Annotated in this window: 26 protein-coding genes; 19 read left to right on the forward strand and 7 right to left on the reverse strand. The window is 71.7% G+C overall.

Annotated elements, in window-relative coordinates:
• Positions 1 to 61: 61 nt before the first annotated feature.
• The 4 genes from OXG55_11675 to OXG55_11690 all read left to right on the forward strand — a co-directional run bounded on the left by OXG55_11675 (position 62) and on the right by OXG55_11690 (position 2,693).
• Positions 62 to 508, forward strand: a complete 447-nt coding sequence (locus tag OXG55_11675; protein MCY4103896.1) for a DUF3151 family protein — start codon at positions 62 to 64, stop codon at positions 506 to 508.
• Complete coding sequence (locus OXG55_11680) at positions 501 to 1,154, forward strand: molybdenum cofactor guanylyltransferase (GenBank protein ID MCY4103897.1); 654 nt, start codon at positions 501 to 503, stop codon at positions 1,152 to 1,154. Before OXG55_11675 ends, OXG55_11680 begins: the two co-directional genes overlap by 8 nt.
• Complete coding sequence (locus tag OXG55_11685; protein MCY4103898.1) at positions 1,154 to 2,329, forward strand: HRDC domain-containing protein; 1,176 nt, start codon at positions 1,154 to 1,156, stop codon at positions 2,327 to 2,329. The genes OXG55_11680 and OXG55_11685 overlap by 1 nt, the downstream gene beginning before the upstream one ends.
• 199 nt (positions 2,330 to 2,528) lie before the next feature.
• Complete coding sequence (locus OXG55_11690) at positions 2,529 to 2,693, forward strand: hypothetical protein (GenBank protein MCY4103899.1); 165 nt, start codon at positions 2,529 to 2,531, stop codon at positions 2,691 to 2,693.
• 77 nt (positions 2,694 to 2,770) lie between these two features.
• Here the strand turns inward: OXG55_11690 and OXG55_11695 are convergent, their stop codons facing one another.
• A complete protein-coding gene (locus tag OXG55_11695) occupies positions 2,771 to 4,375 on the reverse strand; it encodes a chloride channel protein (GenBank protein MCY4103900.1) in 1,605 nt (534 codons plus the stop codon).
• Positions 4,376 to 4,548: 173 nt separating this feature from the next.
• Between OXG55_11695 and OXG55_11700 the strand changes: the two genes are divergently transcribed.
• Positions 4,549 to 4,770 (forward strand): hypothetical protein, encoded by a 222-nt coding sequence (locus tag OXG55_11700; protein MCY4103901.1) that lies wholly within the window; start codon positions 4,549 to 4,551, stop codon positions 4,768 to 4,770.
• A 13-nt stretch (positions 4,771 to 4,783) separates the two neighbouring features.
• Here the strand turns inward: OXG55_11700 and tal are convergent, their stop codons facing one another.
• Genes tal through OXG55_11720 form a run of 4 tightly spaced genes read right to left on the reverse strand, consistent with a single transcriptional unit; the run spans position 4,784 to position 9,483 of the window.
• Positions 4,784 to 5,878 carry a transaldolase gene (gene tal / locus OXG55_11705; GenBank protein MCY4103902.1) on the reverse strand — a complete coding sequence of 365 codons (1,095 nt, stop codon included), beginning with the start codon at positions 5,876 to 5,878 and terminating at the stop codon, positions 4,784 to 4,786.
• Positions 5,879 to 5,901: 23 nt separating this feature from the next.
• Positions 5,902 to 7,917, reverse strand: a complete 2,016-nt coding sequence (tkt, locus tag OXG55_11710; GenBank protein MCY4103903.1) for a transketolase — start codon at positions 7,915 to 7,917, stop codon at positions 5,902 to 5,904.
• The gene (locus OXG55_11715; protein ID MCY4103904.1) at positions 7,914 to 9,062 is read right to left on the reverse strand and encodes an FIST C-terminal domain-containing protein; all 1,149 of its coding nucleotides are present in this window, start codon (positions 9,060 to 9,062) and stop codon (positions 7,914 to 7,916) included. The genes tkt and OXG55_11715 overlap by 4 nt, the downstream gene beginning before the upstream one ends.
• A gap of 25 nt (positions 9,063 to 9,087) precedes the next feature.
• Positions 9,088 to 9,483: a hypothetical protein gene (locus tag OXG55_11720; protein ID MCY4103905.1), complete on the reverse strand. Its 396-nt coding sequence runs from the start codon at positions 9,481 to 9,483 to the stop codon at positions 9,088 to 9,090.
• Positions 9,484 to 9,605: 122 nt separating this feature from the next.
• Between OXG55_11720 and OXG55_11725 the strand changes: the two genes are divergently transcribed.
• The 6 genes from OXG55_11725 to OXG55_11750 all read left to right on the forward strand — a co-directional run bounded on the left by OXG55_11725 (position 9,606) and on the right by OXG55_11750 (position 13,346).
• Entirely contained in the window at positions 9,606 to 11,057 is a 1,452-nt protein-coding gene (locus OXG55_11725) for a D-alanyl-D-alanine carboxypeptidase (GenBank protein ID MCY4103906.1), read from the forward strand.
• Between the two features lie 71 nt (positions 11,058 to 11,128).
• Positions 11,129 to 11,542 (forward strand): hypothetical protein, encoded by a 414-nt coding sequence (locus OXG55_11730; protein MCY4103907.1) that lies wholly within the window; start codon positions 11,129 to 11,131, stop codon positions 11,540 to 11,542.
• Positions 11,539 to 11,754, forward strand: a complete 216-nt coding sequence (locus OXG55_11735) for a hypothetical protein (protein MCY4103908.1) — start codon at positions 11,539 to 11,541, stop codon at positions 11,752 to 11,754. Before OXG55_11730 ends, OXG55_11735 begins: the two co-directional genes overlap by 4 nt.
• 4 nt (positions 11,755 to 11,758) lie before the next feature.
• Positions 11,759 to 11,989, forward strand: coding sequence for a hypothetical protein (locus OXG55_11740; protein ID MCY4103909.1), 231 nt, complete (start codon positions 11,759 to 11,761; stop codon positions 11,987 to 11,989).
• Positions 11,990 to 12,002: 13 nt separating this feature from the next.
• The gene (locus tag OXG55_11745) at positions 12,003 to 12,830 is read left to right on the forward strand and encodes a tRNA (adenine-N1)-methyltransferase (GenBank protein MCY4103910.1); all 828 of its coding nucleotides are present in this window, start codon (positions 12,003 to 12,005) and stop codon (positions 12,828 to 12,830) included.
• Between the two features lie 6 nt (positions 12,831 to 12,836).
• Positions 12,837 to 13,346, forward strand: coding sequence for a CvpA family protein (locus OXG55_11750; protein ID MCY4103911.1), 510 nt, complete (start codon positions 12,837 to 12,839; stop codon positions 13,344 to 13,346).
• 71 nt (positions 13,347 to 13,417) lie between these two features.
• Here the strand turns inward: OXG55_11750 and OXG55_11755 are convergent, their stop codons facing one another.
• Positions 13,418 to 13,657, reverse strand: a complete 240-nt coding sequence (locus OXG55_11755; protein MCY4103912.1) for a ferredoxin — start codon at positions 13,655 to 13,657, stop codon at positions 13,418 to 13,420.
• A gap of 210 nt (positions 13,658 to 13,867) precedes the next feature.
• On the opposite strand from OXG55_11755, the gene arc reads away from it, so the two are divergent.
• The 8 genes from arc to lepB all read left to right on the forward strand — a co-directional run bounded on the left by arc (position 13,868) and on the right by lepB (position 23,773).
• Positions 13,868 to 15,601 (forward strand): proteasome ATPase, encoded by a 1,734-nt coding sequence (gene arc, locus OXG55_11760; GenBank protein MCY4103913.1) that lies wholly within the window; start codon positions 13,868 to 13,870, stop codon positions 15,599 to 15,601.
• Between the two features lie 20 nt (positions 15,602 to 15,621).
• Positions 15,622 to 17,127 (forward strand): depupylase/deamidase Dop, encoded by a 1,506-nt coding sequence (gene dop, locus OXG55_11765; GenBank protein ID MCY4103914.1) that lies wholly within the window; start codon positions 15,622 to 15,624, stop codon positions 17,125 to 17,127.
• A 3-nt stretch (positions 17,128 to 17,130) separates the two neighbouring features.
• Positions 17,131 to 17,343, forward strand: a complete 213-nt coding sequence (locus tag OXG55_11770; GenBank protein ID MCY4103915.1) for a ubiquitin-like protein Pup — start codon at positions 17,131 to 17,133, stop codon at positions 17,341 to 17,343.
• A gap of 73 nt (positions 17,344 to 17,416) precedes the next feature.
• On the forward strand, positions 17,417 to 18,274 hold the full coding sequence (gene prcB / locus OXG55_11775; protein ID MCY4103916.1) for a proteasome subunit beta: 858 nt from the start codon (positions 17,417 to 17,419) through the stop codon (positions 18,272 to 18,274).
• Positions 18,275 to 18,328: 54 nt separating this feature from the next.
• Entirely contained in the window at positions 18,329 to 19,051 is a 723-nt protein-coding gene (prcA, locus tag OXG55_11780) for a proteasome subunit alpha (protein ID MCY4103917.1), read from the forward strand.
• 10 nt (positions 19,052 to 19,061) lie between these two features.
• On the forward strand, positions 19,062 to 20,444 hold the full coding sequence (gene pafA, locus OXG55_11785; protein MCY4103918.1) for a Pup--protein ligase: 1,383 nt from the start codon (positions 19,062 to 19,064) through the stop codon (positions 20,442 to 20,444).
• Positions 20,445 to 20,466: 22 nt separating this feature from the next.
• The gene (locus OXG55_11790; GenBank protein MCY4103919.1) at positions 20,467 to 22,416 is read left to right on the forward strand and encodes a WYL domain-containing protein; all 1,950 of its coding nucleotides are present in this window, start codon (positions 20,467 to 20,469) and stop codon (positions 22,414 to 22,416) included.
• A 40-nt stretch (positions 22,417 to 22,456) separates the two neighbouring features.
• Positions 22,457 to 23,773: a signal peptidase I gene (gene lepB, locus OXG55_11795; protein MCY4103920.1), complete on the forward strand. Its 1,317-nt coding sequence runs from the start codon at positions 22,457 to 22,459 to the stop codon at positions 23,771 to 23,773.
• A 17-nt stretch (positions 23,774 to 23,790) separates the two neighbouring features.
• Here the strand turns inward: lepB and OXG55_11800 are convergent, their stop codons facing one another.
• A complete protein-coding gene (locus tag OXG55_11800; GenBank protein ID MCY4103921.1) occupies positions 23,791 to 24,495 on the reverse strand; it encodes a glycerophosphodiester phosphodiesterase in 705 nt (234 codons plus the stop codon).
• Positions 24,496 to 24,571: the final 76 nt, after the last annotated feature.

The following is a 24,571-nucleotide window of genomic DNA, read 5'->3' on the forward strand; positions in this document are numbered from 1 at the left end:
AGGCCGCGGCGGGGACGGCCCGGTGCGCGACCTGCGGAGAGCCGGCCGGCAAGGAGCGCAGGTGAGTGACGTACCCATTTCGCTGAGTTCGTCGGGCCCGCCGGAGACGGTGCTCGACCCGGAACCCACCGAGGCACTCACTGGCTTGGCGAGTGCCCTGGCTGCAGCCGACTCGGAGAGGCGCGCCCTCATCAGTGAAGTGGTGGCCCGCTGGCCGCAGTTCCTCGAGGGCTGGGCACGCCTGGGCCAGGAGGCCCGAGACACCGTCGAGGCCTACGCCTGCTTCCGTGTGGGCTACCACCGGGGCCTCGACCGGCTCCGGCGCAGCGGCTGGCGCGGTTCGGGCTACGTGCGCTGGAACCATCCGCACAACCGGGGATTCCTGCTGGCACTCGCCGGCCTGGCGCGCACCGCGGCGGAACTGGGGGAGTGGGAGGAGGCGCAGCGCTGCGAGCATTTCCTGCACCAACTGGATCCCCAATGGCCGCCGGAGGGATTCGATTCCTAGCTCACCGCCGACGGATTTCAGCGGCGCCGTACTCGCCGGCGGCAGCAGCAGGCGGATGGGCCACGACAAGGCCTTCGCCCCCTTCGAGGGCCGTCCCCTGGCGGAGATAGCCCGGCGCGCCCTCCTCGAGGCCGGGGCGGTCGAGGTGCTCAGCATCGGTGGCGACGAGGCCCGCCTGGCCGCGTTGGGGTTCACCGCGATCCCCGACGATGCGGCCGGCGAGGGTCCTCTGGGAGGGTTGCTCACCGCGCTCCGGACGGCCACCGCGGACTGGGTCGCCGTCCTGGCCACCGACCTGCCCCATGCCAGCGCGGCGACCGTGCGCGAACTGCTGGCGTACACCGGCGACGGCACTGACGCCGTGGTGCCGCTGCTGGACGGACGGCCGCAGCCGGCTCACGCCGTCTGGCGGCGCGACTGCAGGCAGTTGCTCGAGCCGCTCTTCGCGGCGGGTGAGCGCCGGCTCCGCCAGTCGCTGGACCACGTGCGCACCCGTCTGGTCACCGTACCTGACCCGAGGAGCCTGCGCGACGTCGACACACCGGGAGATCTGCAGTCGCTGAGCACCCCGCCGCGGGGGGCACCCGGTGCGGTGGCCGGCGGCCCGGCAGGCGGCGGATCCGCCGCGTCGAAGCGGGGCGCCTGATGGAGGACTCCGGAGCCCTGAACGACTACGAACTGGTGGAGGACGAGGCTCGCCTCGTCGAACTCGTCACCGAGGCGAGCGCTGCGCCCGGCTATGCGCTCGACACCGAGTTCCACCGGGAGCAGACCTACTTTCCCCGCGTCGGGCTCGTGCAACTGGCCTGGGGGGAGCGGGTGATCCTCCTCGACCCGGTCGCCACCTCGCTGGACCCCCTGAAAGCACTCCTGGACAGCCCCGCCACGGCTGTCATGCACGCCCCCGACCAGGATCTCGAGATCCTGCGGCAGGTCGTCGGGCGGGTGCCGGCACGCCTGATGGACACGCAGACCGCGGCGGGATTCTGCGGCCTCCGCTCGGCGTCGCTGCGGGACCTGCTCGCCCGGTTCCTGGATGTCGACATGGCCAAGGGCGACCGGCTCACCGATTGGCTGCGACGGCCGCTGCAGCCGGAACAGCTCGCCTACGCGGCCGCCGACGTGCGCCACCTGCCACCCCTCTGGGCGGCCCTGCGGGCCCGCCTGGAGACCAGCGGGCGCGTGGAGTGGTGCGAGGAGGAGTGCGAGCGGTTGCGCCTCCGTCAGTCGGCACCGCGCCGCCCCGAGGACGCCTGGCTGCGGGTGCGGGAACTGCGCAGGCTGCCAAGACGCTCCCAACCGTTGGCGATCGCGGTTGCGGCGTGGCGTGAACGGCGCGCCGCGCAATTGGACATCCCGGTCCGGTACGTGCTCAGCGACCTGGCACTGGCCGCGGTCGTGCAGTCCGCCCCGACCTCCCAGGCGGCTCTCGCGGCCGTGCGGGGGGTGGACGGCCGGGCGATGTCGGGGTCGACGGGCAAGGAACTGCTCGAGGCCGTCGCACAGGCGCGCCGCAGCCCGCCACGCGTGCCCCGCGAGCCGAAGAGTCCCGACAGGTCGCACCTGCAGCCGGTCGTGGCGCTCGTGTCCGCCTGGCTCTCGCAGGTCGCCCGCGACGACGACCTGGATCCCGCTCTCGTGGCGACCCGGGCCGACCTGACCGCGTTTCTCGAGGGCGAGCCGGATGCGCGGCTCGCCGGCGGCTGGCGCTACGAGCGCTACGGCTCACGGGTCGAGGAGTTGATGACCGGTAACGCCGCCGTTGCCCTGGAGCCGGACGGGAAGCTGCGTCTCGAGAAGCGCTCCGGGCGGCCGCTCTGAGCCCGCCGGGAGGGCATCCTCATTGCCTCAGCAGGCCCCCTGCTGCAGGTCCGAGGGGAATGATGGAGATGAACGTGACCAGCGCACTAGAGTTGTTGATCCCGCGAGAGCGCGCGGTGGTCGTGGCGTTCCTCGCCCAACAGACAGAGCCGGACGCCCGTGAAACGGCGCCCGGCACATCGAGTTCGGAGTTCTGGTTGTGAAGAAGGGACGCCACCGGCGCTACGAGGAAGCCCGAGCGCTGAAGCAGACCAGCGACGGGTTCGACGCGCTGTTCGAGGACGACGAGGAGCCCTGCCCCGAGTGTGGGGCGCTCCCGGGCCACGACTGCCGGTCCTGGTGCGCCCACAGCTCGGACGCCTAGAGCCACAAGACCGGTCACCTTCCCGTCGCGCCGGATCCGACGCCGCCTCGAGGCGCTGCCCGCGACGGCCGAGTCCCTCAGCCGCCGGTCTCCTCCAAGATCTCGTCGAGCTTGAGGATGTCGTCCTCGAGCACCAGGCCCACGAACGTACCGCCGGCGGTGACGGTGGCCAGCATCTCGACGTCGGCCGCGTCCATCGCCGCCACGGCGTCGCGGAGGGTCCAGGAGGGATTCGCCACCGGGAGGTCGGCCGCAACCATGTCCGCCACGGTCGTGGAGTCCCATTCGCTGCGGGGCAGGTCCCCGATCTGGTCCAGACCGCACATTCCGACGTAGCGGCTGCCGTCCACCACCGCCACCTCGCGCTCGCGACGCCCCAGGACGTGCATCGTCATGAGCTCTGCGATCGTGGCGTCGGGCGGAACGGTGAGGACGTCGGTCCGCAGCACCGACGTGATCGGCAGCATGAAGCGACGCTCGAGGTGCCCGAGGCGCTCGGCGGCCTGGTGGGAGGAGACACTGGCCCGGCCCGCCACGAGTTGTGCCACGGCCGCGGCGACCAGCGCCGGGACCACGAAAGCGGAGCCCTGGCTGGACTCGGCCACGAACATGACCGCCGCGATCGGGGCCCGGTAACCGGCCCCCAGGAAGGCCGCCAGACCGAGGGTCGGGTACAGACCCGTCTCGGTCTGGCCCAGCAACACTCCCACGACGGTGCCCATGAGGACGCCCTGAACAGCCAGGGGGATGAAGAGACCTCCGGTGCCGCCCGCCGCGACCGTCCCGAGGGTCGCCACGATGCGGATCCCGAACAGCGCCACGATGAGCCAGACGCCCCGCGGCACGTCCAGCACCCATTCGGCGGACCGCACGCCGGGCCCCAGGCTCAGCGGCGACCCGAAGAGAGCGTTCGTGGCGAAGGCCAGCCCGCAGAGCAGGCCGCCGGTGGCGATGATGCGGGGCACCGGCCCGACCCGTCCCGGCAGGGCCTTGGCCCAGCGCACCAGCGCCGAGAATCCTCGGCCGCCCAGGCCGGCGGTGACGCCCACCAGCGCACCACCCAGCAGGTCCACGATCGCCAAGGTCCTCACGTCGCCGGCCAGGCCGGGGAAGACGGGGCTGGTGTCGCCGAGCACGACGGCGAACATCAGGAAGCTCACGGCCGAGGCCACCAGCGATGGCAGCAGCGCCCGGCGGGTCACATCGTCCCGGTAGGGCGCCTCGAGGGCGAAGATGACACCGGTCGCCGGTGCCCGGAAGATCGCCGCCACCCCGGCGGCGGCACCGGCGGTGAGCAGCATCTGCATCTCCTCGCGGCGCAGGAAGCGTCCCAGCACCCGTTGAAGGTTGTGCGCCAGGGAGGCCCCGGCGAAGATCGAGGGCCCTTCCATGCCCAGCGCGCCGCCGCAGCCGATCGTGGCGGCCCCCGCCAGCAGCTTCGCAGGCAGGTGGCGCAGGGGCAGCCGCGGCGAACGCTCGTGGAACGCCTTGATGTACTCGTCGGAGGTGGCCGGCGTCGTGCCGCGCCCGCCGACGACGCGCAGCAGGATCGCGGCCGCGCAGAGCCCGATCAGCGGTGCGAGGGCCTGCTGCCACAGCGCCAGCCCGAAGAGCCGCTCCAGCATGATCTCGACAACGACCTGCTCGAAGAGCGCCACGAGCAGGCCGACGCAGACACCCACTCCGACCGCCGCGCCGAGCACGCGCGGCAAGCGGCCGGCCGGCCGAAAAGAGCGGAGGAAGCGCACCGGAGGCGAGGCTACCGGGCCGGTTGGGCGACCCTGAGAATTATCCGCAGGCTGTGCCGCCGGAGCCCCGTGGTCGCGACCCGCCGCGCTGCGGGCAGACTGCGGATGTGAGCGACATCCCCGATGCCCTCGAGGATCTGGCCGAGCGGCTCGCCGGTATCGCGGCGGACATGGACGACCTGGGTTTCGAGGAGCTGCGCGCCGCCGCTTCCGGTGGTGATCCCAGTCGTCTGGCGACCGAGCGGCGGCTTCTCAAGGCTCGACGGGCGGTCGGCCGGGCGATCGCCGCGCTGCGAACGCCCGAGGGGGACGATCCGGCCTCGTTCTGAGGGTTCCGGGCGCTCAGGCGGTGAGTTCGGTGGCCCGCCCGGCCAGGGTCTCGAGGAGCTCGTCGAAGGACTTGGCGAACGCCGCCACCCCTTCGGCCTCCAGGACCTCGGCCACCTCCGCCAGATCCACCCCCACATCCGCCAGGCCGTCCACAGCCGCGGCGGCCTCGTCGAGGTCGGCGTCGATCGTGCGGGTCACGCTGCCGTGGTCCTCGAACGCCTCGAGGGTCGCCTCGGGCAGCGTGTTCACCGTGTCCGGCCCGATCAGGTTGTCCACGTACAGCGTGTCCGGGTAGGCGGGGTTCTTCGTGGAGGTGGAGGCCCACAGGGGGCGCTGCAGGCGGGCGCCACGGGCGGCGAGCGCCTCCCAGCGCGGTCCGGAGAAGCGGCGCCGGAAGATCTCGTAGGCCAGCTTGGCCTGCGCCACCGCAGCCCGGCCGCGCAAGACCAGCGCCGCCGGGGTGCCGGCAGCCTCCAGGCGCCGGTCGACCTCGGTGTCCACACGGCTCACGAAGAACGAGGCCACCCCCGAGACATCGCTCAGGTCCCCCGAGCGGCTCTCCAGCCCGCTCAGGTACGCCTCGATCACCTCCTCGTAGCGCGGCAGCGAGAAGATCAGCGTGACGTTGATGCTGTGGCCCTCGGCGGTGAGGGCGCGCACGGCATCGACGCCGGCCGCGGTCGCCGGCACCTTCACGTAGAGGTTGGGAGCGTCGATCCTCCCGTGCAGTTCCCGGGCCGCCTCGATGGTGGCCGCCGCGTCGTGTGCCAGTTCGGGCGCCACCTCCACCGAGACGTAGCCGTCGCCGCCGGCACTGGCGTCATGGACCGGGCGCAACACGGCGAGCGCGGCGCTGATGTCGCTGGTCACGAGGTGCCAGTAGCTCTCCTCGGTACCGGCCCCGCCGGCGGTCAACTCCGCCAGGTCGCGGTCGTAGGCGTCGCCGGAGGTCATCGCCTTCTGGAAGATCGTGGGGTTGGAGGTGATGCCGCGGCAACCTCGCTCCACCCAGCGGGCCAGCTCGCCGCCGGTGATCCAGTTCCGTTTCAGGTTGTCCAGCCAGGGGCTCTGCCGGCCCACCTCGTGGAGTTCGATCAACCTACTCATGACAGCTCCCTCCTCTCAGCCGTTCACCGCGGCGCCGGCCCGGTGCTGAGCAGCTCCTTGGCCGCCGCCACGACCCGATCGGGGTTCATGCCCAACTCGGCGAGGACGGTCTTGCCGGGCGCGGAGGCGCCGAATCGCTCCACCCCCAGGGCGCGGTCCACCCAGCGTTCCCAACCCTGCGTGACACCCGCCTCCACCGCCAGCGACGGTCGGTCGGGTGGGATCACAGCCTGCCGGTACGCAGCCGGCTGAGCAGCGAACAACTCCCAGCAGGGCATGGACACCACTGCCGCGGCGATGCCCTCGTCCGCCAGTCGCTCGGCTGCGCTCACGCACAGCGCCACCTCGCTGCCCGAGCCCACCAGCGTCAACGCCGCGGCGACGGGTTGGTCGAGGACGTAGGCGCCGAGGGCGACTCCCTCGGGAGTGGTTCCCGCCAGCACCGGCGTGCCCTGGCGCGTGAGAATCAGCGCGGTCGGGCCGTCGGCCTCCAGGGCGACCCGCCAGGCCCCCAGGGTCTCCGGCGCATCCGCGGGGCGCAGGACCGTCAGGTCGGGGATGGCGCGCAGCGCGGCCACGTGCTCCACCGGCTGGTGCGTGGGTCCGTCCTCGCCGACCCCCAGGGAATCGTGCGACCAGCAGAACACGACCCTGGCGCGGGACAGGGCCGCCAGTCGCACCGCCGGACGCATGTAATCGCTGAAGACCAGGAAGGTGCCGCCGACGGGCAGCAGGCCGCCGTGACGGGCGACCCCCACCATCGCCGCGCCCATGGCGTGCTCGCGCACGCCGTAGAACACCTGGCGCCCGTCAGCGGTCCCGCGGCTGAGCGGGCTGGCGCCGGCCAGCTTCGTCCCGGTGTTCCCGGTCAGGTCGGCCCCGCCTGCGAGGAGGTGATCCATGGCGGTGGCGAGCGCGTTCAGGCAGGCGCCGCTGGCGGCGCGGGTCGCCACCGAGGCACCGACCTCCCAGGGGCCCACGGCATCGTCCCAACCCGCCGGCGCTCGGGCGGCCCACAACTCCGGCAACTCCCGGTGGGCCTCGGTGGCGCCCGCCCAGCGAGCCTCCCAGGTCCGGCGCGCCGCGGCCCCGCGACCGGCGACGGCGCGGTAGTACTCCAGTACGTCGTCGGGCACCCAGAATCGCTCCTCGTGCGGCACACCCATCACGGCCTTGGCGGCCGCGATCTCCTCGTCCAAGAGGGCGTAGCCGTGGGCCGCCGGAGCATCGGTGAGATCCGGGGAGGGGTGGGCGATATGACTCCGCAGCACGAGCAGCGAGGGAGCCTCGGCGGCCATGGCGCGACGCAGCGCGGCCTCGAGCGCGTCGAGGTCCTCGGCCACCTCGCCCAGCGTCTCGACATGCCAGCCGTAGGCGGCGAAACGACCGGCGGCGTCGTCGGAGAGCCAGAGATCGGTGCCGCCGTCGATGGAGACGCGGTTGTCGTCGTAGACGTAGACGAGGCGGCCCAGACCCAGATGACCCGCCATGGAGGCCGCCTCGTGGCTCACGCCCTCGGCGAGATCGCCGTCGCTGCAGATCACGAAGGTGTGGTGGTCGCAGAGTTCGGGGCCGTAGCGGGTGCGCAGCCAGCGCTCGGTCAGCGCCATGCCGACGGCGTTGGCGAAGCCCTGGCCCAAGGGACCGGTGGTGACCTCCACGCCGATGGCGGTCTCGGCCTCGGGGTGGCCGGGAGTGCGGCTGCCCCACTGCCGGAAGGCCTTCAGGTCCTCCAGGGTGAGGCCGTAGCCGCAGAGGTAGGCCATGCTGTAGAGCAGGATCGAAGCGTGGCCGGCGCTCAGCACGAAGCGGTCCCGGTCGGGCCAGTCGGGCGCAGCGGGATCGAAGGTCATGATCCGGCTCCACAGCACGTGCGCCAAGGGGGCCAGGGCCATGGCGGTGCCCTGATGGCCGGAGCGGGCCGCGTGGGGCGCATCCATGGCGAGGCCGCGGATCACCTCGATGGCGCGCTGCTCGAGGATGGGGTCGCGGGGCACTCCGGGGGCGGGGTGATCCTGGACGAGACCACCGAGGCTCACGGAGCCGCTCCTCGCCCGAACAACGCAACAGAGGCCGTGAACCCGTGCAGGTAGCTGCGCGGACCCACCGGTCCGATCTCGCCGGCACAGAACATCCCGGCCAGCGGCGCCGGGGCGATGGCGCCGGCCACGACCGACGCGTCCTGGTCGGCAATCTCGAAGAGACGCCGGCCCCGGCCGTTGCAGGTGAACAGCAGGGCGCCCTCGGCGCGCCGCCCCGCCATCAGGCCGCTGAGATCCTGGCGCGCGCTGGCAGCGTCACGGACCTGGAATTGCACCGTCGTGCCGGTCTCGACCATGTCGCCCACTGCCAGAGCACGGGACTGCCGCTCCAAACCCAGCACGCCGCGCACCAGGAAGTCGCCCCTACCGAAGTCCAGCTTGTGCTCGTCCACCACGATGCCGAGGTGCAGGCCGCGCTGCACGAGGGCGCGTTCGGCGGCGTCGAGACCCTCCACGATCTCCTGCAGCCGTTCGAGGGCCGGCCGGCCCCCCAACTCGTGGATCAGGTTGCGCTCGCCGCGGGTCACCACGTAGGGCCGCCCGATCGGCCGGCAACCCTGGGACACCACGGTCTCGACCCCCGCCTCCGATCCCAGGAGCAGGCCGACGGCCCCGTCGTCGAAGACCTCGCCGTCGAGCACCAGCCGGTTCCCGCCCGCCGACCCCGACGCCGAGGCCAGCCCGCCGATGGCCCGCACGTGGGGCAACTCGCTCCCGAGCTGGTTCAGCAGGCGATCGGCGGGAAAGCTGAACGGATCCGCCAGCAGCAGCAGGGTTCGCGGCTGTTCGTCGAGCGGCGGCAGGTCGTCGGTGGGCGCGGGGTCCGCACTGAGTGCGGCGTTCAGGCGCACCGGCACGGCGCCGACGAGAGGAGCGGTCCAGGCCGCCACCGCAGGCGTCTCCTCCAACTCCCGGCCCCCGGCGATCACCGAGACCGCGCCGGCCCCCAGGAGGACCTCCGGCGCGAGCCGGTCGGCGAGGGTTGAGGCGAGGAGGTCCATGGCCTCGAGGTGCGCCGCGGTGGCGAAGAAGACCAGCGCCGCGGGCAGGTCGGCATCGAACGCCCCGGCCAGGTCGTCGGCCACGGCTGCGGCCGCATCCGCCGTGGACTCCGCCTCCGAGAGAGCCACCGCGAAGCTCATCGAAGCGGCGACCGTCGCGTCGGATTCACGCGCCCGACGGTGCCGGCGGCAGCAGCGTGTAGGGAACCACCGTGGTGGGGCCGTCGCCGAGGCGGCAATGCGCCTCCACCGTCGCGTACTCCTCGAACTGCATCTCCGCGCGCACGAGCCGGAAGCTGAACTTTCCGGGCTCCACCTGCAGGTACTGCACGTTGCGGGCGATCTGCGAGCCGTCCCGGGTGTAGACCACTTCGAGCACGCCATCGCCGTCACCGTCGGCGGGGCACCGCACGATCACCACGAGGTGCGGCGTCCAGAGCAGCGGCAACTCGGCGGGCGCCGCCACCGAGAAGTGCACGCCCGTGAGATCGAGGCGCGTGGAGGGGCCCGGCACTTGGCGCACATCGATCTCCTCGATGAACAGCGCGGCGACGATCTGCACGCCCTGACCGTACCCCCTGCGCCGCCGGGAACGCGGCTTCTGGCGCGACGGGCGGAGCGCACACCGCTGTCTGCGCGCCGGCGCGCCGCGCGCGGGCCCCTCGAGCGTACAGTTTGGGCGGTATGTTCCGCGTCTTCGTGCCGCTCGTGCTGCTCGCCGTGGCGGTCGCGACCCTGCTGGTGTCCAACCAACTGGCGGACGAACCTCCGCCGGCCGAACCCCTCGGTGTGGCCGGGGCGGACATCCCGCTGCTCTCGGCGCGGCGGCTGCCGACGGTGGCCACGAGCGCCACTCCGGTGCCGGCGCCCACCCGCGATGTGACCCTGGGGCGCGATCTGACGGCGCTGGCGATCAACGCCCCGGCACAGAGCTGCGTCGTGGTGCGCCAGGACGGCGAGGACCTGTTCGTGAAGGATCCCGATGAGCCGCTCACGCCGGCATCCCTGCAGAAGCTCGCCACCGCCCATGCGGCCCTGTCGGCGCTGGGACCCGACTACACCTACCGCACGGTGGCGATCGCCGAGTCCCCGCCCGCCGGCGGTGTGCTGGGCAGCGATCTGTACCTGGTGGGCGGCGGGGATCCGCTGCTGGCGACCGAGGCCTACGCGGCCCTGCTGGCAGCGGCGGGAGCCGAACCCACGCCGCTCGACGACCTCGCGGCCGACCTGGTCGCCGACGGGCTGACGCGCATCGAGGGAGGCGTCATCGCCGTGCAGGACCGCTACGACGACGCCACCTCGGTGTCCTCGTGGCCCGACGAGTGGGTCCAGGCCGGCGCCTCGGGGACACTGAACCCGATCGCCCTCAACCAGGGATACCGGACACCGGAGGGGATCACCGGGACGGCAGGGCTGCTGCCCGAGCCCGAACCGGCCCTGCGCAGCGCCGTCCTGTTCGACGACATGCTCGAGGCCCGGGCGGTGCGCATCCCCGAACGCCCCGGCGTGGCCGCACCCGAGAGGGACTTCAGCGGCTACCAGGAGCTGGGATCGATCGACTCGGCACCGCTGAGCAGCCATCTGCGCTTCATGATCGCCGAGAGCGACAACACGACAGCCGAATTGCTGCTGAAGGAACTCGGTCTGAACTGGTCCGGCACCGGCACGACGCTCGACGGCGCCCTGGCCACCCTGGAGTTGCTGGCGGCGGACGCCGGCCGGCCGGTGCTGGTGTTCCCGCCCGCGGACGGCTCCGGGCTCAGCCCCGAGAACGAGCTCACCTGCCGTCAGGTCACCGACATCCTGGAGATCGGCGGCCCCGACGGGCTGCTGGCCTCCTACCTCCCCGTGGCGGGGGAGTCGGGCACCTTGCGCGATCGCTTCGTGGACTCCACCGCCACCGGACGCGTCCGAGCGAAGTCCGGCTCGCTGCCCGGCGTGTTCTCCCTGGCCGGCTTCGCCACCGGCCGCGACGGTCGGCCGGTCACCTTCGCCGCCATCCTCAACGGGGAGGGCCTGGCCCAGGTCGACGCCGACGCCTTCCTGCAACAACTGCTGGAGATCCTGGTGGCCCACCCCAACTACGCCGAAACCGGCGGCGACAGCGCCGAGACCGTCGACGCCGGGGAGGGGTAGCCGCCCGGCGGGCGCGCGGCGCTCGATTCCCCGGCTCAGAGCGCCGGAGGCCCGGCGGTAGACTCGTCGGCATGGTTCTTGCCAGCGGCGACGAGCCGCGGCCCTCCGACGAACCGGCCGCCGGAACCGCTGCGCCGGAGGCCGAAGCGCAACCGGACGACTGGCCGACCGAGCCGGCCGAGGCCCTCGCCGAACTGCGCGACGTGGTCCTCGCCTATTTCCGCCAGGAAGCGGTGGACCCCCTCAAGCGTCTGGCGGCCTGGCTGGGATTCGGGCTGGCGGGCGGTGCCTTCGTCTGCACGGGACTGATCCTGCTCGCCCTCGGCGGTCTGCGGGCACTGCAGACCGAGACCGGCGGGCACCTCACCGGCAGTCTCAGCTGGACGCCGTATGCGATCGTGCTGGCCGGGGTGCTCGTGGTGTTCCTCTTCGCGCGCTCGGCGGCGCGGGCACGGCGCCGTGGCGCCCCGGAGGGGGAGCAGTGAGCGCCGCTCGGCCCGGCGACATCACTCGGGAGGATCTCCTGGCACGGCTGCAGCAGGTGGCCGACGCCGTCAACACCTCCAGCGCTCCGGCCCGGCAGAGCGGGTTCCGGCTCGGCGTGATCGCCGGAGTGGCTCTCGTGATCCTGGCTTTCGTCCTGGGCAGGCGCCGCGGCCGCCTCACGCGCACCTTCGTCGAGCTTCGCCGGTACTGAACCCGTGGCCGGCGCACCGAGGAACCGCCCCCTGGCACTGGCGCGACGGCGGGGCATCACCCGTGGGCTGCTCGGTGACAGCAGCTTCTGGCTGCTGGCCGGCGTGCTGGCGTGGGGCCTGCGGGGCCTGCGCCGGGCGCTTCGACCCACCCGGCCGGCCGCCCGCACGGCATTGCGGCTGAAGCCGGGGGAGCGGCTCGTGGTCAGCCACGGCGCACCGCCGCGGCGCCGCTGAGTCACCGGACCTCGTGAGCCGGCAGAGCCACGGCCCCGCCGGCGGGGAAGCGGGCGCGGCGGGCGGCGCCGGCGAAGGCTTCGGCGGCGGGGAACTGGTCCTGCTGGTCGACCGGAAGAACCGCAGCTACCTGCGCCGGCTCGAGCCGGGAGGGTTCTTCCACTCCCATTCAGGGCTGGTGGCTTGGGACGACCTGCTCGGCCGCCCCGAGGGCAGCGAGGTGCGCTCGGTCGGAGGCACCCGGTTTCAGGCCTTCCGGCCCACGCTCTCGGACTTCGTGGTGAAGATGAAGCGCGGCGCACAGGTCATCTACCCGAAGGATCTCGGCCCCATGCTGCTGCTCGCCGACATCGCTCCGGGCCACCGGGTCCTGGAATCCGGCGTGGGTTCGGGGGCACTGTCGCTGGCGCTTCTGCGGGCCGGCGCGGAGGTGTTCGGCTACGAGATCCGCGGCGACTTCGCCCGCCGCGCCACCAAGAACGTGCAGGAGTTCCTCGGCCCGGAGGCACTGGCCCGCTACCACATCTCCGAGCGCGACTGCTACGACGGCATCGACGTGGAAGGCCTCGACCGCGTGGCGCTGGACCTGCCCGAGCCCTGGCGGGTCGTGCCGCACGCCGCTGGTCGCCTCCGGCCCGGCGGACTATTGATCGCCTACACCCCCAGCGTGCTGCAGGCCACGCAGTTGCGCGCGTCGCTGGAGCGCGGACCCTGGGCGCTCGCAGCGACCGTGGAAGTCCTGCAGCGGAGTTGGCACATCGCGGGTGAGGCCGTCCGACCGGACCATCGCATGATCGCCCACACCGGGTTCCTGACCCACGCCCGGCGGCTACCCGCCTAGGCGCGCATGAACCTCCTCGACCTGGCAGTCCTGGGTCTGCTGCTGCTGGCGGGGCTGGCGGGGTTGCGGACGGGGCTGCTCCGGCCCGGTCTCGCCCGGCTCGGTGTGGCACCGGGTCTCTGGGGAGCGGTCCGCCTCCTGCCGTGGGCACTCGAAGAACTCGCTCCCGCCGCCGAGCGGTGGCACCCGACGGCCTACCCGCTGGGCGTCAGCGCGGGCGTCCTGGTGGCCGGCGCGCTGGTCGGCCAGATCGCCGGGTTCGCGCTGGGGCGGCTGCTGCACCTCGCCCTGCCGGAGTCACTGCGCACCGCCGACCGGGTCGCCGGACTCGTGGCCGCAGCCGCTGCGGCGGGAGCCCTGGTGTGGCTGCTGACGCCGACCGCGGCCAGCACACCCGGCTGGTTCGCCGAGGCGAGCGAGGACTCGCTGCTGGTGCGGGCGAGCCTGGAGCATCTGCCGCCGCCGCCGGAGGACCTGGACCGCGTCGTGGCGTGGGTGCGGCTCGACTCCGGCTAGCGCGCCCGAGACGCGGAAACTCCGCCGATCAGAGAGAACGTCGAGTCGCGCGCCGTGACGCCGCAGGCGTCTCAGGCGTCGATCTCGATGAAGATGCACTCCCCGGGGCATTCCTCGGCAGACTCGATCGTCGCCTCTTCCTGCCCCGCCGGCACGACGGCCAGCCCGGTCGGGCCGCCCGGATCGCTGAAGATGGTGTCACCCTCACGCACGTACGCCAAGCCATCGTCGAGCAGAGTGAACACGTCCGGTGCGATCTCCTCGCAGAGACCGTCGCCCGTGCACAGATCCTGGTCGATCCAGACCTTCATCTTGCCGCTCCCCGATTGAGTGGATGGTGCGTGCCTGATCGGTGAATCACCGCCGCGATCAGTATAGCGCCGGCCCGGGCACGCCCCGCACGGACCGGGCCCGGACGCCGCAACCGGCTTCGCCGCGAGCGCACCGCAGCCGGGGCGAGTGTAGTCACCTGAATCCATGGCGCCGCGTGTAGGGTCGCATCCGACGATCCCCGGAGGGAGGTGAGAACCATCGACGAGGTCCCCAAGGATCAGGCCGTGCAGCTCAAGCTGCTGCGCCAGGAGATCGAGGCGCTGCGCCGCCGCCTGCAGGACACCCCCCAGCGCATCCGCACGCTCGAGGAGCGGCTGCTGGAGACCAAGGGGCAGCTGGCCCAGGCGGTCTCGCAGAACGAGAAGCTCACCCACACCCTGCGCGAGGCGCGCGAGCACATCAGCGCCCTGCGGGAGGAGGTCGAGAAGCTCACCCAGACCCCCAACGCCTACGGCACCGTCCTCCGGCTCAACGACGACGGCACCGCCGACGTCCTCTCCTCCGGGCGGAAGATGCGCGTGGCGATCCATCCCGAGGTGGAAGGCACCCTGGAACGCGGCCAAGAGGTTGCGCTGAACGATTCCCTCAGCGTGGTGCTGGCCCGCTCCGCCGACGGCACCGGCGAGGTGGTCACCCTGACCGAACTGCTGGAGGGCGGGCGCCGGGCGGTGGTGAGCTGCCGCGCCGACGAGGAGCGGGTCGTGGATCTGGCCGAGCACCTGGCCGGTGTCCCGCTCCGCGTCGGCGACCCGATGCTCATGGACACCCGCTCCGGCCTCCTCACCGAACGCCTCGTGCGCTCGGAGGTGGAGGACCTAGTGCTCGAGGAGGTGCCCGAGGTCACCTACGACGACGTCGGGGGGCTCGACGCGCAGATCGAGAAGATCACCGACGCCGTGGAACTGCCCTTCCTGCATGCGGATCTGTTCGCCGAGCACCGCCTGCCGGCCCCGAAGGGCATCCTGCTCTACGGACCGCCGGGCTGCGGCAAGACCCTCATCGCCAAGGCGGTCGCCAACTCGCTCGCCACCAAGGTGGCCGCCGCCACCGGCAACGAGAAGGCGCGGAGCTACTTCCTGAACATCAAGGGACCGGAGCTGCTCAACAAGTACGTCGGCGAGACGGAGCGGCAAATCCGCAGGGTCTTCCAGCAGGCCCGGGACCGATCGGCAGAGGGCTGGCCGGTCATCGTGTTCTTCGACGAGATGGAGTCGCTGTTCCGCATGCGCGGCAGCGGCATCAGTTCGGACATGGAATCCACCGTCGTGCCGCAGTTGCTCGCCGAGATCGACGGGGTAGAGGCACTGCGGAACGTCATCGTGATCGGCGCCTCCAACCGGGAGGACCTGATCGATCCGGCGATCCTGCGCCCAGGACGCCTCGACGTGAAGATCAAGATCGAGCGGCCCGACGCCGAGGCGGCCGCGGCGATCTACTCCCGCTATCTCACCGTGGAGCTGCCGATCGCCCACAGCGCCGTGGAGATCATCGGCGGCGGCGAGAGGGACAAGGCGGTGCGCGGCATGATCGAGCAGACGGTCGCCGAGATGTACAGCACCGAGGAGCGCAACGAGTTTCTCGAGGTCACCTACCAGAACGGCGACAAGGAGACGATGTACTTCCGCGACTTCGCCTCCGGGGCCATGATCGAGAACATCGTGCGGCGGGCCAAGAAGCTGGCCATCAAGCGCGTCATCGCCGGCGGTCCCGGTGGCATCACCCTCGAGGACCTGCTGCACTCGGTCGGCCAGGAGCACGCCGAGCACGAGGACCTTCCCAACACCACCAATCCCGACGACTGGGCCAAGATCGCCGGCAAGAAGGGCGAGCGGATCACCTTCGTCCGCACCCTCGTGCACCGCGACGACACCAACACCGGCGGCCGCTCCATCGAGCGGGTTGCCACCGGCCAGTACCTGTAACAACGCGGACCTCGCCGAACGTGGTCGTCCCCAAGATCTGCGGGCTCGAGACCGAGTACGGGATCACACATCGCGGCGCCGAGGAGTCCAACCCGATCACGGCCTCCTCGCTGCTGATCAACGCCTACCTGTCCGGCCTACAGCACGCGCCCGGCTCGCCGATCGCACGCGTGGAGTGGGACTTCGAGGACGAGATGCCGGGGCGCGACGCCCGCGGCGTCGGCGGGGGCGACATCGGTTACGAGCCCGAGACGCACCTCGTCAACGCCGTGCTGACCAACGGCTCGCGCTACTACGTGGATCACGCCCACCCCGAGATCTCCGGGCCGGAGTGCGCCGATGCGCGCAGCGCCGTTGTGTGGGACCGGGCGGCGGACGTCATCGCCCGGCGCTCCATGGAGGCGGCACGGGCACTGCTGCCGGAGGGCCAGGAACTCGTCGTCTACAAGAACAACTCCGACGGCAAGGGCAACTCCTACGGCTGCCACGAGAACTACCTCATGGATCGCGCCACGCCCTTCGGGCGCATCGTGGTTGGGGCCACACCGCACTTCGTCACCCGGCAGATCTTCTGCGGGGCCGGGAAGGTGGGGACCGAGGCGGCGGGAGTGGAGCGCTTCTCGGTCCCATTCCAACTCAGCCAGCGGGCCGACTTCTTCGAGGAGGAGGTCGGGCTGGAGACGACCCTGAAGCGGCCGATCGTGAACACCCGTGACGAGCCTCACGCCGATGCCCGGCACTACCGGCGGCTGCACGTCATCGTGGGCGACGCCAACCTCGCCGAGGTGGCCACCTTCCTGAAGGTCGGCACCACCGCCCTGGTGCTGGCCCTCGTGGAGCACGATCTCTTCCCCGATGACCTGTGCCTGGCCGCGCCGGTGCAGGCGATCAGGGCCGTCAGCTGCGACCTGAGCCTGCGGCAGCCGTTCCGGCTCGCCGACGGCACCGGTGCCACCGCCCTGGACGTGCAGTGGGAACTCCTCGAGCGCTGCGCCAAGTACTGCCACGACGTCGGCACCGAGGCGGTGGGCGGCGCGGTCGCCGACGAGGTGCTGGCGCGCTGGGAAACGGTGCTCACGCAACTGGAGACCGATCCGCTCAGCCCTGCGACGACCGTCGACTGGGTGGCCAAGTACCGCCTGCTGGACGCCTACCGCTCCCGCAACGGCTGCGACTGGAGCGATTCCCGCCTGCAGGCCCTGGATCTGCAGTATCACGACCTGCGCCCGGAGCGATCGGTGGCGGACCGCCTCGCACTGGAGCGACTCGTGGACGCCGAGGAGGTCCGGTGGGCCACCGAGAACCCCCCGCCGGACACCAGGGCCTACTTCCGCGGCCGCTGCCTGCAGCAGTTCGCCTCCCACGTCGTCGCCGCCAACTGGGACTCGGTGGTCTTCGACCTCGCCGGCGAGACTCTGCACCGGGTCCCCATGATGGAACCTGCCCGCGGAACCCGGCAACATGTGGCTAGCTTGTTCGACGAGTGTCAGACCCCGGCCGACCTCATCGGGAGGCTGCAGCAGTGATGGGTGAGCGCGAGAACCATGGCTGAACGAGAGCGGATCCAGAAGTCGTCCCGGCCGAGCGCCGAATCGGTCCAGGAGGAGGAGACGCGGGCCGCCAGTCCCACCGGTGACCGTCTGAAGGCGGAACTCGACGACCTCCTCGACGAGATCGACGAGGTGCTCGAGACCAACGCCGAGGAGTTCGTCAACTCCTACATCCAAAAGGGCGGCCAGTAGCGCCCGCGCCGGGCGGGCCCGCCGCCGCCGCCGGGAACCGCGCTCGCCGGATCGGTGGGAGTAGCCTCGCGCCATGAGCCTGCCGCTGCTGCGGAACCTCCCCATTTTCGGCGCCGGTGGGGATCCGGGGCCCAGTTTCACCGGTCTGCTGGCCGCGGCGGGACATCCCGGCGACATCGGCCGTCCCGACGCAGCGGGCCAGGGAGACCTGTCCGGCGTGACCCACGGCACCACGGTGGTGGCGCTGCGTCACCGTGACGGGGTGGTGATGGCAGGGGACCGGCGGGCAACCGCGGGAAACCTGATCAGCCACCGCACCATCGAGAAGGTGTACCCCGCGGGCCGCCACGCCGGGGTCGCCATCGCCGGCGCGGCCGGTCCGTCGATGGAGATGGTGCGCCTGTTCCAGTTGCAACTGGAACACTACGAGAAGGTCGAGGGGCAGCCGCTCAGCCTGGACGGTCAGGCCAACCAGCTCAGCCAGATGGTCAGGGCGAACCTCACCTCGGCGCTGCGGGGACTGCTGGTCGTGCCGCTGTTCGCGGGCTGGGACGAGCGCCGCGAGTGCGGGCGCCTGTTCCAGTACGACGTGACCGGCGGTCGCTACGAGGAGCAGGACTACGCCGCCGGCGGCTCGGGCAGCCTGCACGCCGGCACGGTCGTGAAGCTGGGTTTCCGTCCTCGGTTGGCGCCCGCGGCGGCCGTCGACCTGGCCATCTCCGCGCTCTTCCAGGCCGCCGACGAGGATGCCGCCACCGGCGGACCCGATCTCGTCCGGGGAATCTTCCCGGTGGTGGTCAACATCGACGCCGATGGTTACCGGCGACTCGACGACCCCCACGTGGAGGAGCGCTTCCGGGCCCTGCTCGCCAGGCTCGACGCAGACGGCGGCGAGGCGCACACAGACCGGAGTCCCGGTGACGCCACCTGAGCCTGAGATGCCGGCTCCGGGCCCCCAGCGCGACACACGAGACGAGTGCCGCCCATGAACATGCCCTTCTACGTGGCGCCCGAGCAGATCATGAAGGACCGAGCGGACTACGCCCGCAAGGGGATCGCCCGGGGGAAGAGTCTCGTGGCCGTGACCTATCGCGACGGCATTCTGCTTTGCGCCGAGAACGTCTCGAACACGCTCCGGAAGATCAGCGAGATCTACGACCGCATCGCCTTCGCCGGGGTGGGGAAGTACAACGAGTTCGACCAGCTCCGCATCGCCGGCGTGCGCCACGCCGACCTGAAGGGGTACGCCTACAGCCGCCAGGACGTGGAGGCTCGCAGCCTCGCCAACCAGTACGCGCAGATTCTGGGACAGATCTTCACACACGAGATGAAACCCATGGAAGTGGAGATCCTCGTGGCGGAGATCGGGGACGAGGCGGGAACCGAGCAGCTCTTCCACATCCTCTACGACGGCACGGTCAACGACGAGAGCCGCTGGTCGGTGCTCGGCGGCGACGCCGAGGCCATCTCCGAGCGCCTGGGCGACCTCCACGACGCCGACCTCGATGCGGCGGCTGCGCTGCGCGCCGCGGTCGGTGCCCTGGCCGGGCCGGAGCGAACGCTCGTGGCCGACGACCTCGAGGTGGCCCTGCTCGACCGCACCCTCGGCCGGCGCTGCTTTCGCCGGCTGGGAATCGCCGAGGTGGACGCGCGGCTGGAGGAGCCGCAGCCGGCATCCCGCGAGGTGCCCGACGGGGCGGCGGACTAGGGGCGACGCTTTGCAGCGACGCATCTACGGGATCGAGAACGAGTACGGCGTCACGTTCGCGCTCGGCAGCCAGCGGCGCCTGAGCCCCGACGAGGTGGCGCGTTACCTGTTCCGCCGGGTGGTGTCCTGGGGACGCAGCAGCAACGTATTCCTCGCCAACGGGGCGAGGCTCTACCTCGACGTCGGGTCGCACCCCGAGTACGCCACCCCCGAGTGCGACTCCCTGTACGACCTGGTGGCGCACGACCGCGCCGGGGAGCTCGTCCTGGACCAGCAGGTGGCCTACGCCCAGGAGCGGCTCAACGCCGACGGCATGCGCGGCGAGATCTACCTCTTCAAGAACAACACCGACTCGGCGGGGAACTCCTACGGCTGCCACGAGAACTACCTCACCACGCGCCGCGAGGAACTCGCCGAATACAGCGAGGTGCTCATCCCGTTCCTGGTGACCCGGCAGATCTACGCCGGCGCCGGCAAGATCCTGCTGACTCCCCGGGGCGCCAAGTACTGCATCAGCCAGCGCGCCGAGCACATCTGGGAGGGAGTGTCCAGCGCCACCACGCGCTCGCGGCCGATCATCAACACGCGTGACGAGCCCCACGCCAACGCCGAGTTGTTCCGCCGCCTGCACGTCATCGTGGGGGACTCCAACATGAGCGAGTACGCCACGTTCCTGAAGGTGGGAGCGTGCAGCATCCTGCTGCAGATGCTGGAGGAGCCGTCGATCGTGCTGCGGGACATGACCCTCGAGAACCCCATCCGGGCGATCCGGGAGATCAGCCACGACGACTTCGAGAAGATCAGCGAAGGCACGCGCCCCTGGCGGCGCGTGCGCCTCGCCAACGGCCGGCAGTTGAGCGCCCTGGACATCCAGCGCGAGTACTTCGAGCGGGCCCAGGAGTTCTCCACCCGGTTCGACATCGGCGACGAGCAGAAGCAGGCCCTGCAGATGTGGGGCCACTGCCTGGAGCGCCTCGAGGCGGACCCCCTCAGCCTCGACCGGGAATGCGACTGGGTGATCAAGTACCGGCTGATCAACCACTACCGGGAGCGCAACGGTCTCACCTGGGACGACCCCCGGCTGGCGCTCTTGGACCTGAAGTACCACGACGTGAGCCGCGATCGGGGGCTGTTCCACAAGCTGCAGCAACGGGAGCTGGTCGAGTCGATCTGCCTGGAGGACGACGTGCTGGAAGCGATGCACCGTCCACCCCAGACCACGCGGGCCCGCCTGCGCGGCGAGTTCGTGCGGCGCGCCAAGGAGCGCAAGCGGGACTACACCGTGGACTGGGTGCATCTCAAGCTGAACGACCAGGCGCAGCGCACGGTGCTGTGCAAGGACCCGTTCAAGTCCCACGACGAGCGGGTCGAGAAGCTGATCGCATCGCTGTGAACGGCTGCGGGGAGCCACTGCGGTGAGCATTCCGGCCAGCGCCAAGCTGGAACGGCTCCTGAACCTGACCGCCGCCCTGCTCGCCACCGAACGACTCCTGCCGGCCAGCGAGATCGCCGCCAAGGTGGCGGGCTACGCCGACGGCAAGGCGGCCTTCCGGCGCACCTTCGAACGCGACAAGAGCGAGCTGCGCGAGATGGGCATCCCGCTCACGACCGGCGCCGTGCCGGGGAGTGATCCGCCGGTGGAGGGCTACCGGATCCACCCCCGCGACTACTACCTCGACGATCCCGACCTGGCAGCCGACGAGCGGGCCGCGCTGCACCTTGCGGCCCGCACGGTGCGCCTGGAGGGCGCGTCGGTCGAGACGGCCTTCTGGGCCCTCGGCGGGCGGCCCCCTGAGGGAGATCCGGACCAGGAACTGGCCGTGATCCCGTTCAACGAGCACCTGGCCACCCTCTACCGGGCGATCTCGGGCCGCAGCGTGGTGTCGTTCCGCCACCGCGGCGAGCCGCGCTCGGTGGAGCCGGTGCGGCTGTACTTCACCCGCGGGCACTGGTACCTCGGCGGCCACGACCGCGACCGCGCCGCCTGGCGGCACTTCCGCCTCGACCGCGTCGCCGACCCGGCGGTCGGCGACGCCGGAGGGTTCGTACCGAAGCCGGCTCCGGCCGAGAGCCTCGGGCGGCCTCCCTGGGAGATGGGCGCCGACTCCTGGACCGCGCAGATCCACGTGGATGCCGACGTCGCCGACTGGGCGCTGGGGCAGGTGGGGCAGGGCACGCGCCGCGAGCGGCGCCCCGACGGGTCGCTGCTGCTGCACCTGCCGGTCGCCAATGCGGACGCGCTGGTGGAGTTCGTGCTCGGGCTGCTGGACCGAGCCGAGCTCGTCGGCCCGCCGGAGCTGCGGGAGAAGCTCCTCGAGAGGGTGCGGGCCTGCGCCGGTGCGGTCCATTCGCCGGCGGCGACCAGCGCGGTCACGGCCGCCGAGCCCGAGCCGCCGGCGTGGGCCCCGGCGGCTGCCGCTCCTTCGCGCGCGCGGCGACTGACCTCCTCCGAACGGATGCACCGGCTCCTGCAACTCATTCCCTGGGTGGCCGACCGTGGCGGGGCGACCCTCGTGGAGATCACCGAGCGCTTCGACTATCCCGCCGACGGGTTGCTCGACGACCTGCAGCAAGTGGTCTTCATGGTCGGTGTGCCTCCCTACACACCCGACGCTCTGATCGAGGTGGAGGTGGCGGACGGCTTCGTCCAGATCAACTTCGCCGACTACTTTCGCAAGCCGTTGCGCCTCACGCCGCCGCAGGCGGTGGCGCTCCTCGCCGCGGCCACCGGGCTGCTGGGCCTCACCGGCGACAGCGCGCTGGAACGAGGACTCGCCAAGCTCGCCCGGACCCTCGGCGTGAATCCCGCCGAGGCGCTCGAGATCCACCTCGGTGACGCAACCTCCGAAGCGCTGGCGACCCTGCAGGAAGGCTGCCGCGATCACCGTCCGGCCGCCATCCGGTACTACAGCTACGACCGCGACGCCGTCACCGAGCGGGTCATCGAGCCCTACCGCACCTTCGCCCACGAGGGGGCCTGGTACGTGCGCGCCTTCTGCCGGCGCAGCGACCAGGTGCGCACCTTCCGGCTCGACCGCGTGACCGCCGCGGACCTGCTGGAGGAATCGTTCGCCCCACCTGCGGGGCCGATCGCTGCCACGGTCTGGGATCCGCCGCCAGAGGGACCCTGGGTCGAGTTGGCACTCGAGGGTGTTGCCCAGTGGGTTCTGGACTACTACCCGGCGAGCCGGGTCGCCTGGGAGGGACAGACCTGCGTGGCACGGCTGCCCGTCGGCGGGGTGGCCTGGCTCGAGAGGCTCCTGCTCCGCCTCGGGCCGGCGGCTCGGGTCACAGCGAGCCAGGGACTCCCGCCCGAACCGGGCGCCGAGGCGGCTCGACGAATCCTCGCGCGCTACGCCGGATAACCGCTGGACAGAGGGTGGGGTCGGTTACGGTGAACCCTCGATGACCCAAGAACCTCCCCGGGATCCCTCGCGCCGGCCAGACCCCTCCGACCCGGCGTGGGTGGATCACATCCTGGATCAGCTCACCAGCCGGCCGATGCCCGCGGCACCCGAAGTGGCAGGCGCCGAGGCCGACGAACCCGAGCCCTTCGACGCTGTCCCGGAGCCTGCCGAGGGGGAGGATGTCGAGTTCGAATCGCCCGCTGTCGAGGCCCCGGAAGTGCAGGCACCTCTGCCGCCCCCGCCTGCTGCGCCCGATGAGCTCCCGATGATCTCTGGCCCAGGGCTGCTGGACGAACTGCTCTCGCTCGACCTCGACTCGACCGCCGGGCCCGCCGACGATCCGGAACCGCAGCCCGAACCGCCCCCGCCGGAGGTACCCGAGGCCCCCGCAGAACAGGCCGCTCCGCCGCCCCCGCCGGAGGTACCCGAGGCCCCCGAAGTGCAGGCACCCTCACCGCCCCCGCCCGCCGCCGCGGCGCCCCCGGCACCGAGGCCGCCTGCGGGAGTTCCCCGCCCCGTCCCGCCGCGGCCGGCACAGGTGCCGCCCCCGATCCCGCCTCCGCCGCGGCGCGGCGCGCCTCGCGGGACCCCGGTCCCGGCGAGGGGCCACGGCGACCCCATGCTTGCCGGCCCTCCACCGAGCCCCGCTCCGGCGCCGCCCCGGCCGCGCCGCCGTCGCGCCCTCGAGCCGCCGGAGGAACCGCGGGACCCCACCTACGACGGCGTCTACGACGAGGACTACACGGCCGAGTTCGACGAGCACCTGGTGGAATCCCACAGCAGGTGGCGGACCGCGGTGGGCTGGGCCCTCACGGTGGCGATCGCCGTCGTGCTGTCGCTGGTGATCCGCTCGTTCGTCGCCCACGCCTTCCATGTGGAGTCGGGCTCGATGGAGCCGACGCTGGCGCCCGGCGACCGGATCCTCGTGAACAAGCTCGCCAGCAACCCCTCGCGGGGCGACCTCGTCGTCTTCAGCCGGCCGGACGGTGACCTCGTCAAGAGAGTCATCGCCCTCGAGGGTGAGACCCTGTATTTCGAGGACGGTCTCCTGAAGATCGACGAGAGCTGGCTCGTCGAGCCCTACCTCTCCGCGGGGACCGGCACCTACGTGCGCGCCGCCATCCCCAACTGCGATCCGACCGAGGGGTTCGGCCGCAATGAGGCCTGCACCGTCCCCGAGGATCACGTCTTCGTGCTGGGCGACAACCGGAGCGTCTCCTTCGACAGCCGCAACTTCGGGCCCGTGCCCCGGGAGAACCTCGTCGGCAACGCGGCCCTGCAGTTCTGGCCGCTGGGCGATCTGCGCAGCCTCTGAGCGGCGCCGCTGCGCCGCTAGCCGTAGTAGGCGGCGATGGCGCTCATCATCCTGTCCACGTGGTCGCTGTAGACCGCGTCGAGCCCGGCGTCGAGGAGTTCGCCGAGCGTGCGGTCGTGGTGGGCATCCCAACCGAAGGCCAGGACCCCGAAGCGATGGAACAGCGCCGCGGTTCCGCCGGTCCAGTCGGCATGGGGCATGTTGATCGCGTCGATGCGGTTGCGGGACATGCGCTCGGCGAGGCGCTCGGGACCGTGCTCCATGCGTCGGCGCCTCACCGAGAGCACCAGCCGGACATCGCTCCAACGCTCCCGCCATTCCTCCAGCAACCGCAGCGAGCCCGAGCACAGCCAGAGCCGACCCGCTGCCTCGCGCCCGGCCCCCCTGGCCGCCGCGACCACGCCGGGTGCCGCATCGGGATCCTTGATGTCGATGGAGAACTCGAAGTCGCTGCCGCAGGATCCGTAGAGCTCCTCCGGGGAGAGCACTCCTGAAGGCATGGCAGCCCGCGGCGCAGCGCGCACTTTGCGGGTGCCCAACCGGGGGAGGGGTGGGCGGAAACGGCTGTCGTGGTGCAGCACGACCGCGCCGTCAGCGGTGATGCGGGCATCGCTCTCCAGCCCGGTCGCCCCCTTTGCCAGCGCGGTCTCGAAGGCCACCAGCGTGTTCCCCGAGGCGTGCGCCATGCCACCCCGGTGGGCGAATCCGATAGGTCGCGACATCAGGGCAGGGAGTCGCGGACCCATGCCACAGTGTGCCCTCCAGAAGGCCGATCGCGGCCCACAGATAGGCTGACGG

This window comes from bacterium (assembly GCA_026708055.1).
GTDB lineage: Bacteria > Actinomycetota > Acidimicrobiia > Acidimicrobiales > CATQHL01 > VXNF01.